This window comes from Streptomyces sp. NPDC000410 (assembly GCF_040300305.1).
Taxonomy (GTDB): Bacteria; Actinomycetota; Actinomycetes; order Streptomycetales; family Streptomycetaceae; genus Streptomyces.
This window is the reverse complement of the sequence record NZ_JBEPDM010000002.1, coordinates 109,741-121,809: the sequence shown is the minus strand read 5'-3', so window position 1 is coordinate 121,809 and position 12,069 is coordinate 109,741. Positions and strand designations below refer to the sequence as shown.

The window sequence follows — 12,069 nt, the reverse complement described above, 5'->3', positions numbered from 1 at the left end:
GCCATGACCGTCGAGACGAAGACCGAGATCCCGCAGGCCACCGGCTCCTGCTGCTCACCGACCGGCTCCTGCCACGGCGGCGACTCCGCCGACACCCAGTCGGGCGCCGTCACCACGGTCTACGAGGTGAAGGGCATGACCTGCGGCCACTGCGAGGGGGCGATCGCCGGCGAGATCTCCGAGATCGCGGGCGTCACCTCGGTCAAGGCCGTCGCCGCCACCGGGCAGGTCACAGTGGTCTCCGAGGCCCCCCTGGACGAGTCCGCGGTGCGCGCCGCGGTCGACGAGGCCGGCTACGAGCTCGTGGGCCGGGTCTGACCAACCGGCCGATTCCGAAGCCCTCCGGGCCGTACCGTGACGACGGTGCGGCCCTGCTTCGCGTTACGAGGCGGACCGCCGACGCCCCTCAGGTTCCGGCCGTGCCGGATTCGCGATGGCCTTCTCATCCGTTCCGGTGGCCGACACCGGTCTTCTTCTGCGATCCTTCACGTGATACACAGGACCTTCACAAAGAGATCCAGATCACAGATATTTGTAGGTAACCATTCGGGCTCTTCGCGAGTCTAAGTGGGCGATGCCAGAACGTCTTGGGGGACGTTCACGGGATGTCTTGGGGGACGTCCCAGGCAAGCGTTGGCCGGGGCACGTAGACCGGGGAGCTTTGAGCGGCCCTCCCGTACATACGTACCCCGGCAGACCGCGCGAAGAGCTTCTGCTGGTAGTAGCAGCAGACGCCCGGGCCGGATCCCGTGGGGGGAATCCGCACCGGGGATATGGGAAGCGCCCCGCTCGCCGACCCGTGGGGGGATCGGCAGCGGGGCGCTTCTCTCACTTCTCACTTTGCTGACCCGGGGGACGCCCCCCGGACCCACGGCACGCCTCAGAGCGCTCAACTGACAGCAGACCTCAGCGCGCCTCGACCGGCACGAAGTCGCGCAGGACCTCGCCCGTGGCCGCGTTGACCCCGGGGGACCACCCCCGGACCCCCGGCAGACCTCAGCGCGCCTCGACCGGCACGAAGTCGCGCAGGACCTCGCCCGTGTAGATCTGGCGGGGACGGCCGATGCGGGAGCCCGGCTCCTTGATCATCTCGTGCCACTGGGCGATCCAGCCGGGGAGCCGGCCGAGCGCGAAGAGCACGGTGAACATCTCGGTCGGGAAGCCCATGGCCCGGTAGATCAGACCCGTGTAGAAGTCCACGTTCGGGTAGAGGTTGCGCGAGACGAAGTAGTCGTCGGAGAGCGCGTGCTCCTCCAGCTTGAGCGCGATGTCCAGCAGCTCGTCGGACTTGCCGAGTGCGGAGAGGACATCGTGCGCCGCGGCCTTGATGATCTTGGCGCGCGGGTCGAACGACTTGTACACCCGGTGGCCGAAGCCCATCAGGCGGACGCCGTCCTCCTTGTTCTTCACCTTGTTGATGAAGGAGTCGACATCGCCGCCGTTGGCCTGGATGCCCTCCAGCATCTCCAGGACCGACTGGTTGGCGCCACCGTGCAGGGGCCCCCACAGGGCCGAGATGCCGGCGGAGATCGAGGCGAACATGTTCGCCTGCGAGGAGCCGACCAGGCGCACGGTGGAGGTCGAACAGTTCTGCTCGTGGTCCGCGTGCAGGATCAGCAGCTTGTCGAGCGCGGAGACGACGACCGGGTCGAGCTCGTACTCCTGCGCCGGGACCGAGAAGGTCATGCGCAGGAAGTTCTCCACGTACCCGAGGTCGTTGCGCGGGTAGACGAAGGGGTGGCCGATCGACTTCTTGTACGCGTACGCCGCGATCGTCGGCAGCTTGGCGAGCAGCCGGATCGTGGAGAGGTGGCGCTGCTTCTGGTCGAACGGGTTGTGGCTGTCCTGGTAGAACGTCGACAGCGCGCTGACCACGGAGGACAGCATGGCCATCGGGTGGGCGTCGCGCGGGAAGCCGTCGAAGAACCGCTTGACGTCCTCGTGCAGCAGCGTGTGCTGGGTGATCTCGTTCTTGAACGCCGCGAGCTCGTCGACCTTGGGAAGCTCGCCGTTGATCAGCAGGTACGCCACCTCAAGGAAGGTGGAGCGCTCCGCCAGCTGCTCGATGGGATAGCCGCGGTACCGCAGAATGCCCTGCTCACCGTCGAGGTAGGTGATCGCGGATTTATAGGCGGCCGTGTTGCCGTATCCGCTGTCCAGGGTGACCAGACCGGTCTGGGCTCGGAGCTTCCCGATGTCGAAGCCCTTGTCACCGACGGTGCTCTCAACCACCGGGTAGGTGTATTCACCGTCCGCGTACCGCAGTACTACAGAGTTGTCGCTCACGTCATCCCTCACCGACGTAGTGCCTCTTCTTCGAGGTGCCCTGACTGTCTCTACCATCCCCCATTTGGCTGAGGAGAGTGCACTCGGGGTCGACCATTGGGCCAATTGGCGGCACTCAGTGCCGTCAACCTGCTCATCCTGCCCCCTTCGCCCCGGTTCCGGAAGTGCTAGGTGATCTTTGCCACGAACCCTCCACCTGTCAGCCGGTGGTCGAGTGCGGTAAAGCGCCTGCCTGCGGAGACGGTACGAACGGCCTGTCCTATCGCCCTGCGGGAGCCGACGAGCACAACGAGCTTCTTGGCGCGCGTGACGGCCGTGTAGAGCAGATTCCGCTGCAGCATCATCCAGGCCCCGGTGGTGACCGGTATCACCACCGCCGGATACTCACTGCCCTGGGAGCGGTGGATGGTCACGGCGTACGCGTGTACGAGCTCGTCCAGCTCGTCGAAGTCGTACGGCACCTCCTCGTCCTCGTCCGTCAGCACCGTCAGCCGCTGATCGACCGGATTGAGTGACGTCACCACGCCGACCGTGCCGTTGAAGACCCCGTTCTTACCCTTCTCGTAATTGTTGCGAATCTGCGTGACCTTGTCGCCGACGCGGAACACTCTGCCGCCGAGCCGCTTCTCCGGCAGGTCGGGACGGGCGGGTGTGATCGCCTGCTGGAGCAGCCCGTTGAGGGCACCCGCGCCGGCCGGGCCGCGGTGCATCGGCGCGAGGACCTGCACATCACGCCGCGGGTCCAGGCCGAAGCGGGCGGGGATACGCCGGGCCGCGACGTCCACGGTGAGCCTGCCCGCCTCCTCGGTGTCCTCCTCGACGAACAGGAAGAAGTCACCGAGACCCTGGGTGAGCGGCTGCTCACCGGAATTGATGCGGTGGGCGTTGGTGACGACCCCGGACTGCTGGGCCTGCCGGAAGATCCGGGTCAGCCGGACGCTCGGCACCGGCCCGGAGTCAGCGAGCAGATCGCGCAGCACCTCGCCGGCGCCGACGCTCGGCAGCTGGTCCACGTCCCCGACCAGCAGCAGATGCGCACCGGGTGCCACCGCCTTCACCAGCTTGTTGGCGAGGAGCAGGTCCAGCATGGACGCCTCGTCGACCACCACCAGATCCGCGTCGAGCGGCCGGTCCCGGTCGTAGGCCGCGTCGCCGCCCGGTTTGAGCTCCAGCAGCCGGTGCACGGTGGACGCCTCGGCTCCGGTGAGCTCGGCGAGCCGTTTGGCGGCGCGGCCGGTGGGCGCGGCGAGCACCACCTTGGCCTTCTTCGCGCGGGCCAGCTCCACGATCGAGCGGACCGTGAAGGACTTGCCGCAGCCCGGTCCGCCGGTGAGGACGGCCACCCTCCGGGTCAGGGCGAGGCGCACCGCCTCCTGCTGCTCGGGCGCCAGCTCCGCGCCCGTCCGGTCCGCCAGCCAGGCGAGCGCCTTGTCCCAGGCCACGTCCTGGAAGGCCGGCATACGGTCCTCCTCCGCGCGCAGCAGCCGGATCAGCTGGGCGGAGAGGGACAGCTCCGCTCGGTGGAACGGCACCAGGTAGACCGCGGTGACCGGATCCCCGCCGTCCGGCGCCGGGACCCGTTCCCGTACGACACCCTCTTCTTCGGCCGCGAGCTCGGCGAGGCAGTCGATGACCAGACCCGTGTCGACCTGGAGCAGCTTCACGGCGTCGGCGATCAGTTGCTCCTGCGGCAGGAAGCAGTGGCCCTGGTCCGTGGACTGCGACAAGGCGTACTGCAGCCCCGCCTTGACCCGGTCCGGGCTGTCGTGCGGGATGCCGACGGCCTGGGCGATCCGGTCGGCGGTGAGGAAGCCGATGCCCCAGACGTCCGCCGCCAGCCGGTAGGGCTGGTTCTTCACGACGGAGATCGAGGCGTCCTCGTACTTCTTGTAGATCCGCACGGCGATGGAGGTGGAGACGCCCACCCCCTGGAGGAAGACCATGACTTCCTTGATGGCCTTCTGCTCCTCCCATGCGGCACCGATCATCTTCGTGCGCTTCGGGCCGAGGCCGGGGACCTCGATGAGCTTCTCGGGCTGCTGCTCGATGACGTCGAGCGTGTCGGCACCGAAGTGGTCGACGATCCGCTCGGCGATCTTGGGGCCGATGCCCTTGATGAGACCGGAGCCGAGATAGCGGCGGATGCCCTGGACGGTCGCGGGGAGAACCGTCGTGTAGTTGTCGACCGTGAACTGCTTGCCGTACTGGGGATGGGAGCCCCAGCGGCCCTCCATCCGCAGCGATTCGCCCGGCTGCGCGCCGAGGAGCGAGCCGACCACCGTGAGGAGGTCACCGCCGCCGCGGCCGGTGTCGACACGGGCGACCGTGTACCCGTTCTCCTCGTTGGCGTAGGTGATCCGCTCGAGGACCCCTTCGACCACTGCCAGATTGGACATGAACCGACGGTACCGTCCGGGTCGGACAGCCTGCCGGGCCTGTGGACAGCCGCGCGGACCGGCGGGCTCCGCCACCGGCGAGTTCAAGGGGCCCGGTTCTGGGACCGGGCCCCGCTCACTCCCCCTCCGTCAGGGCTTCCCGATCCCCCCAGATCCCTCCCCGGAAGCCCTGATGCCACGTACGACTCTTCTCACCCCGGAAGGGTTGCACGGCTGAGGGCAGTCGTTTTCTTGAAGGCGGCGGTGGGCTACAGAACCTGCCGGACGTACCGGTCGGCCGTTTCCTCCAGGACCTCCACGCCGTCCCGTGCCCACAGGGATTCGTTGAACAGCTCCACCTCGACCGGGCCCGTATATCCCGCCGCGTCGACTCGTTGGCGCCAGGCCCGCAGGTCGATCGCGCCGTCCCCCAGCTGGCCACGGCCGTTGAGCACTCCCGCGGGCAATGGGGTGACCCAGTCGGCCAGTTGGAGCGCGTGGATGCGTCCGCACGCACCCGCGCGGGCCACCGCCTCGGGGGCCCGCTCGTCCCACCAGACGTGGTACGTGTCCACGACGACGCCGACCTGCTCGGCAGGGAAGCGTTCCGCGATGCCGAGGGCCTGGTCGAGCGTGGACACCGCGCAGCGGTCCGCCGCGTACATCGGGTGCAGTGGTTCGATCGCCAGCCGCACGCCCCGCTCGCCCGCGTGTCCGGCGAGGTCGGCGAGGGCGTCCGCGATGCGCTCCCGCGCGGCCGGGAGGTCCCGGCTGCCGGGCGGGAGGCCGCCCGAGACGAGGACGAGGGTGTCCGTGCCGAGGGCCGCCGCCTCGTCGATGGCCGCGCGGTTGTCGTCGAGGGCCCGTGCCCGCTCCCCGGGGTCCGTGGCCGTGAAGAAGCCGCCGCGGCACAGGCTGGTGACCGCAAGGCCCGCGTCGCGCACGAGCTTGGCCGCCGCCTCGACGCCGTACGCCTGTACCGGTTCGCGCCACAGCCCCACCGCGGGTACGCCGAGCCGCATGCACGCCTCGGTGAGTTCCGGCAGCGTGAGCTGCTTGACGGTCATCTGGTTGATGCTCAACCGGGACAGGGGTTTCGCAAGTGCGGTCATTGGGCGACTCCGTACACCGTGAGCAGGGATTTCATCCTGTCCTCGGCCAGCGCAGGATCCGGGAACAGACCGAGGCCGTCCGCCAGTTCGTACGCCCGCGCGAGATGGGGCAGCGATCGCGCCGAGTGCAGGCCGCCGACCATCGTGAAGTGCGTCTGGTGGCCCGCGAGCCACGCCAGCAGGACGACTCCCGTCTTGTAGAAACGGGTCGGCGCCTCGAAGAGGTGGCGCGACAGGGCGACGGTGGGGTCGAGCAGTGCGCGGAGCCCCTTGGCGTCACCCGTGTCCAGGACCCGGACGGCTTCGGCGGCCACCGGGCCCAGTGGATCGAAGATCCCCAGAAGGGCGTGGCTGAATCCCCGGTCGTCGCCCTCGATCAGTTCGGGGTAGTGGAAGTCGTCGCCCGTGTAGCAGCGCACGCCTTCGGGAAGGCGCCGCCGGACGTCGACCTCGCGCTCGGCGTCCAGCAGCGAGATCTTCACGCCGTCGATCTTGTCGGAGTGCTCGGCGATGATCCGGATGAACGTCTCCGTGGCCGCGTCGAGGTTCGAGCTCCCCCAGTAGCCGTCGAGCGCGGGATCAAACATCGGTCCGAGCCAGTGCAGGATGACCGGCTCGCCGGCCTGCCGCAGCAGGTGACCGTAGACAGCCCTGTAGTCGTCGGGTGTCCGCGCGGCGGCGGCGAGGGCGCGTGACGCCATGAGGATCACCTGTGCCCCGCTCCCCTCGACGATGGCGAGCTGTTCCTCGTAGGCCGCCCGTACCGCGGCGAGGTCCGCGGGGCCGGGGCCCAGCTGGTCGGTTCCGGCTCCGCAGGCGATGCGCCCGCCCATGGCCCTCGCCTCGGCCGCCGAGCGGCGGATCAGCTCGGCCGCGGTCTCCCAGTCGAGTCCCATGCCCCGCTGCGCCGTGTCCATCGCCTCCGCGACGCCCAGGCCGAGCGCCCACAGGTGGCGCCGGAACGCGAGGGTGGCGTCCCAGTCGACGGCGGCCGGACCGTCCGGGCAGGTGCCGCCGTAGGGATCGGCGACGACATGGGCCGCCGCGTAGACCGTCCGGGAGACGAGCGGTGAACGGCCCGCGGAGCAGGCGAGGGGCTCGGCGCAGGGCTCGTACGTACGCAGTTCGCCGGCGGGGCCCGGCAGTCGGATCGTCACAGCACCAGCTCCGGCACCGCCAGCCGACGGCCTTCCGCCGAGGATCTGAGCCCGAGCTCGGCGAGCTGCACACCACGCGCGCCCGCGACCAGGTCCCAGTGGTACGGCTCCCCCAGGGCGACGTGCCTCAGGAACAGCTCCCACTGGGCCTTGAAGCCGTTGTCGAACTCCCTGTTGTCCGGCACTTCCTGCCACTGGTCGCGGAAGGACTCGGTCGCGGGCAGATCCGGGTTCCATACGGGCTTCGGCGTGGCGCTGCGGTGCTGTACGCGGCATCTGCGCAGTCCGGCGACCGCCGAGCCGTGTGTGCCGTCGACCTGGAACTCGACGAGTTCGTCGCGGTTCACTCGGACGGCCCAGGAGGAGTTGATCTGCGCGACGGCGCCGCCCTCCAGCCGGAAGACGGCGTACGCCGAGTCGTCCGCGGTCGCCGCGTACGGTTTGCCCCGCTCGTCCCAACGCTGCGGGATGTGCGTGGCGACGTGTGCCTGTACGTCCGTGACGCGGCCGAACAGCTCGTGCAGGACGTACTCCCAGTGGGGGAACATGTCGACGACGATCCCGCCGCCGTCCTCGGCGCGGTAGTTCCAGGAGGGCCGCTGGGCCTCCTGCCAGTCGCCCTCGAAGACCCAGTAGCCGAACTCTCCGCGCACGGAGAGGATCTCGCCGAAGAAACCGCCGTCCACGAGGCGCTTCAGCTTCAGCAGCCCCGGCAGGAAGATCTTGTCCTGGACGACGCCGTGCTTGATGCCCGCGGCCCGGGCGAGGCGGGCCAGTTCGAGGGCGCCCGCGAGGTCCGTCGCGGTGGGTTTCTCCGCGTAGACGTGCGTGCCCGCCGCGATCGCCTTCTTGACCGCTCCGACCCGGGCGGAGGTGATCTGGGCATCGAAGTAGATGTCGATCGCTCCGCCGGCGAGCACCGCGTCGAGGTCCGTGGACCACTCGGTGAGGCCGTGCCGCTCGGCGAGCTGCCTCAAGGCGTGCTCGCGGCGGCCGACGAGGACCGGTTCGGGCCAGAGGATCTCGCCGCCCCCGAGGTCGAGGCCGCCCTGCTCGCGAATCGCGAGGAGGGAGCGCACCAAGTGCTGCCGGTATCCCATCCGGCCCGTGACGCCGTTCATGGCGATCCGCACTGTCCTGCGTGTCACGAAGCTGCCTCCATGGTTACTCGTTTCTCGATTCGGCTGCGAAACGGTCATAGCAAGCGCTTTCTAGGCTCTATGACGCTAGCCTGCCGGGAGCAGCCCGGACAAGGGCTCGTCCTGATCTCCCCTCGGAGGAAAGCGATGACAGTCACGCTGGCTGATGTGGCGGCCCGCGCCCGGGTGTCCCCGGCGACCGTCTCCCGGGTCCTCAACGGCAACTACCCCGTCGCCGCGACCACGCGCGAGCGGGTACTCCGTGCGGTGGACGAGCTCGACTACGTGCTGAACGGCCCGGCCAGCTCTCTCGCCGCGGCCACCTCCGACCTGGTCGGCATCCTGGTCAACGACATCGCCGACCCGTTCTTCGGGATCATGGCGGGGGCCGCGCAGAGCGCGATCGGCGCGGGCGGCTCCGGGCGGGCCGGCGGCGAGAAGCTGGCGGTCGTCTGCAACACGGGCGGCTCCCCGGAGCGCGAGCTGACCTATCTCACCCTGCTGCAGCGCCAGCGGGCCGCGGCCGTCATCCTGACCGGAGGGGCGCTGGAGGACCCGGACCACATCGCCGCGATGTCCGCGAAGCTCGCCAGGATGGCGGAGGCGGGTACGACGGTGGTGCTCTGCGGCAGACCCCCGATGCCGGGCACGTCGGTCACGGCGACACTCGCCTTCGACAACCGCGTCGGCGGGAAGCGCCTCACCGAGCATCTGATCGCGCTCGGCCACCGGCGGATCGGCTACGTCGCCGGTCCGAAGGAGCGGACGACGACCCGGCACCGGCTCGAGGGCCACCGCGCGGCGCTGACCGCGGCGGGGATCGGCGAGGGCCAGGACCGGGTCACGGTCCACGGCGGGTACGACCGCCGCTCGGGCTACGACGCGGCGCTGGAGCTGCTGCGCCGCGACCCGGATCTGACCGCGATCGTCGCCGCCAACGACACGGTGGCTCTCGGCGCCTGCGCCGCCCTGCGCGACCGGGGCCTGATCATTCCGGACGACGTGTCGGTGGCCGGCTTCGACGACCTGCCGTTCGCGGTGGACGCGGTACCGGCGCTGACGACGGTCCGGCTGCCGCTGCACGAGGCGGGGGTACGGGCGGGGCGGCTGGCCATGGGCAAGGAGGCCCCGCCGCCGGGGGGCATCGCGACGATCGGCGCGGAACTGATGGCGCGGGCGTCGACGGCGCCGCCGCGCAAGGGGTGAGCCGGGTCCGCCGCCACCCGGCCCGAGAGTTATCCACAGGCCTTGTTGGGGCGGCACCCGAGACCTAGCCTTGACTCAGTCAAAGGAAAGGTCAGGGGTGGATCATGACCGTCCACGAGATCCGCGCGTTCAACCGCTTCTATACGAACCTCATCGGCGCCCTGGACTACGGCAAGCACCTCTACACGCCCTACACGCTGACCGAGTCCCGCGTTCTGTACGAGCTCGCGCACGCCCCGCGCACGGACGCCGCCGACCTGCGCCTGGAGCTCTCGCTGGACGCGGGGTACCTGAGCCGGCTGCTCGGCAAGTTCGAGCGCGACGGGCTGGTCGAGCGGGCGCCGTCCGAGCGGGACCCGAGGCGCCAGCGCATCACGCTCACCGCACGCGGACGCGAGGCGACCACGCTGCTGGACGAGCGTTCACGGGAGGCCGTCGGCAAGCTCCTTGCCACCGTGCCGGCGCAGGACCGGTCCCGGCTGGCCGAGGCCATGCGCATGGTCCGGGAAATACTGAGCGAGGCCCGCCCCGACCAGGACCGGCGCCGCGAGGGCCCCGTGCTGCGCGATCCCGCCCCCGGCGACCTGGGCTGGATAGTCCAGCGCCACGGCGCGCTGTACGCGGCGGAGTACGGGTGGAATGCGGACTTCGAGGGTCTGGTGGCCCGTATCGTCGCGGACTTCGCCCAGGACCACGACCCGCATCTCGAGCGGGTGTGGATCGCGGAACTGGACGGCCGCCCGGTCGGCTCGGTCATGTGCGTACGGGACGAAGCACCGTCCACCGCCCGGTTGCGGCTGCTCCTTGTCGAGCCGGAAGCGCGCGGCCACGGCCTTGGTGACAGGCTGGTGAGCACGGTCGTGGAGTTCGCCCGCGAGGCCGGCTACCGGGAGCTGGTGCTGTGGACCAACGACGCACTGTCCGCCGCCCGCAGGATCTACCAGCGCGCCGGGTTCACCCTCGTCACCGAGAAGCCGCACCGCTCGTACGGAGCGGACCTGGTCGGCCAGGACTGGCGGCTCCCCCTCCAGGAAGGACCTCCACCGCTGTGAAGCTTGCCTTCTCGACGCTCGGCGTCCCCGGAATGCCCGTCCATGACGTGGCCGCCCTCGCCGCGACGTCCGGCTACCAGGGGGTGGAGCTGCGCGCCGCCCCGGAGGAACCGGTCCACCCGGGGATCGGACTGGCCGAACGGGCCGCGGTGGTCCGGGAGTTCAGCCGGGCCGGTGTGGAGATCCTGACGGTCGCCGGTTACGCACGGGTGGCCGCGCCGGGGGACGACGACGCCGTATGTGCGGAGCTCGACGGACTCCTGGGACTGGCCGGGGACTTGGGCGCCTCGTACCTGCGCGTCTTCCCCGGCGGCGGCGACCAGGACCCGGCGGCCTCGGACGCGACGGCCGCCCGCCGGCTGGGCGTGGCGGCGGAGGCCGCGGCGGATCTTGGGGTGTGCGTGCTGCTGGAGACCCACGACTCGCATCGCACAGGCGTCGCAGTGTCCCGCGTCCTGGGCACGGTCGGCCACCGGCACGCGGGAGCGCTCTGGGACGTCCTGCACCCCTGGCTGGACCACGAACCCCCGGCCACCACCCATGCCGCCCTCGCCCCCTACCTCGGCTACGTCCAGGTCAAGGACGTGGCATCGGCGGACGACCTGGCCCCGCTGCCACTCGGTGGCGGAGTGCTGCCACTTGCCGAATGCCTGGCCCTCACCGGCGACGGCGGGTGGGTCTGCTGGGAGTACGAGAAGCGCTGGCACCCGGGGGCGGCGGAGCTGCCGGGACTGCTCATAGCGGGGCGGGAGCATCTGGAGTCGCTGCGCCGGACCCACTGAGCCGGACCGGGGAAGCAGGTCCCCGGCAGCCGGGCCCGGCATTACGGGACCAGGACGATGCGGCCGCGGGCGCCGCCCTCCTGCAGCCGGGTGTGGGCCGCGGACGCTTCCGACAGGGGGAAGGTCTGGGCCACTCGGAGCGTCAGGACGCCCTCGTCCACCAGCTTCGCCAGTTCGGCGAGGCGGGTGCCGTCGGCGCCGACCTCGACCGCCTCGACGCGGATGCCGCGTTCGGGCGAGGGCTCAGCGCCCGGGATGACTCCCGTGTACGTACCGCCGTCGCGCACTGAAGCCAGCGCGGCCGCGCCGAGGACGGCCGCGTCCAGGACGCCGTCCACCGTCCCCGAGGGGAGCGGGCCGGTGCGGGGGATGAAGTGGGTGGCGCCGAGAGCGCGGACGAAGTCCTCGTCGGACGGGCTCGCCAGGGCCGTGACGACCAGCCCACGGCGGGCGGCGAGTTGGATCGCGTAGCCGCCGACCGCGCCTGCCGCGCCCGTGATCAGGAGGGACTGGCCCGATTCGAGAGAGAGGAGGTCGAGGGCCTGGTCGGCGGTGAGGGCGTTCAGGGGCAGGGTCGCCGCGTGCACCGGGTCGGCGGTACGAGGGGCGGCGGCAACCGCCTGCGCGTCGAGGACGGTGTAATCGGCGTGCGTACCGAGGGACTTGGTGACTCCGTAGGCAAGGCCGACGACCTCGTCGCCGACCGACCAGCCCGCCTCGGCGCCCACCGCGTCAACGGTCCCGGCCACGTCCCAGCCGAGGCCGAGCCGCTCGCCGGCGCCGCCGAAGACTCCCTGTCGCACGCCCGCGTCAACCGGGTTCAGGGCGGCCGCCCGGACCTTGATGCGCACCTGGCCGGCGGCGGGCTCGGGCAGTTCGGTCTCGATGACCTCGACGACGTCCGGTCCACCGAAGGTGTTGATCACTGCTGCACGCATGGCTTGTCTCCTGGAAAGGTCT

General features: G+C 70.5%; 10 protein-coding genes. 4 read left to right on the top strand and 6 right to left on the bottom strand.

Annotated features, from left to right (window positions below; translation table 11 throughout):
• The first annotated feature begins 3 nt into the window (after positions 1 to 3).
• Positions 4 to 318: a heavy-metal-associated domain-containing protein gene (locus ABT342_RS03975; protein ID WP_351566614.1), complete on the top strand. Its 315-nt coding sequence runs from the start codon at positions 4 to 6 to the stop codon at positions 316 to 318.
• A gap of 678 nt (positions 319 to 996) precedes the next feature.
• Here the strand turns inward: ABT342_RS03975 and ABT342_RS03970 are convergent.
• From ABT342_RS03970 to ABT342_RS03950, 5 genes are all read right to left on the bottom strand, one after another.
• Positions 997 to 2,286 carry a citrate synthase gene (locus tag ABT342_RS03970; protein ID WP_351566612.1) on the bottom strand — a complete coding sequence of 430 codons (1,290 nt, stop codon included), beginning with the start codon at positions 2,284 to 2,286 and terminating at the stop codon, positions 997 to 999.
• 167 nt (positions 2,287 to 2,453) lie between these two features.
• Positions 2,454 to 4,682, bottom strand: coding sequence for an SF1B family DNA helicase RecD2 (gene recD2 / locus ABT342_RS03965; RefSeq protein WP_351566610.1), 2,229 nt, complete (start codon positions 4,680 to 4,682; stop codon positions 2,454 to 2,456).
• Positions 4,683 to 4,930: 248 nt separating this feature from the next.
• Positions 4,931 to 5,773 carry a sugar phosphate isomerase/epimerase family protein gene (locus ABT342_RS03960; protein ID WP_351566608.1) on the bottom strand — a complete coding sequence of 281 codons (843 nt, stop codon included), beginning with the start codon at positions 5,771 to 5,773 and terminating at the stop codon, positions 4,931 to 4,933.
• On the bottom strand, positions 5,770 to 6,930 hold the full coding sequence (locus ABT342_RS03955) for a dihydrodipicolinate synthase family protein (protein WP_351566605.1): 1,161 nt from the start codon (positions 6,928 to 6,930) through the stop codon (positions 5,770 to 5,772). Before ABT342_RS03955 ends, ABT342_RS03960 begins: the two co-directional genes overlap by 4 nt.
• Positions 6,927 to 8,078, bottom strand: coding sequence for a Gfo/Idh/MocA family protein (locus ABT342_RS03950; RefSeq protein ID WP_351566602.1), 1,152 nt, complete (start codon positions 8,076 to 8,078; stop codon positions 6,927 to 6,929). The genes ABT342_RS03955 and ABT342_RS03950 overlap by 4 nt, the downstream gene beginning before the upstream one ends.
• A gap of 138 nt (positions 8,079 to 8,216) precedes the next feature.
• Between ABT342_RS03950 and ABT342_RS03945 the strand changes: the two genes are divergently transcribed.
• From ABT342_RS03945 to ABT342_RS03935, 3 genes are all read left to right on the top strand, one after another.
• Entirely contained in the window at positions 8,217 to 9,275 is a 1,059-nt protein-coding gene (locus ABT342_RS03945; protein ID WP_351566600.1) for a LacI family DNA-binding transcriptional regulator, read from the top strand.
• Positions 9,276 to 9,379: 104 nt separating this feature from the next.
• Positions 9,380 to 10,327, top strand: a complete 948-nt coding sequence (locus ABT342_RS03940) for a bifunctional helix-turn-helix transcriptional regulator/GNAT family N-acetyltransferase (protein WP_351566597.1) — start codon at positions 9,380 to 9,382, stop codon at positions 10,325 to 10,327.
• Positions 10,324 to 11,109: a sugar phosphate isomerase/epimerase family protein gene (locus ABT342_RS03935; protein ID WP_351566594.1), complete on the top strand. Its 786-nt coding sequence runs from the start codon at positions 10,324 to 10,326 to the stop codon at positions 11,107 to 11,109. The genes ABT342_RS03940 and ABT342_RS03935 overlap by 4 nt, the downstream gene beginning before the upstream one ends.
• Before the next feature lie 41 nt (positions 11,110 to 11,150).
• Here ABT342_RS03935 and ABT342_RS03930 read toward each other — a convergent pair whose 3' ends face one another.
• A complete protein-coding gene (locus tag ABT342_RS03930) occupies positions 11,151 to 12,047 on the bottom strand; it encodes an NADP-dependent oxidoreductase (RefSeq protein WP_351566591.1) in 897 nt (298 codons plus the stop codon).
• Between the last annotated feature and the right edge of the window lie 22 nt (positions 12,048 to 12,069).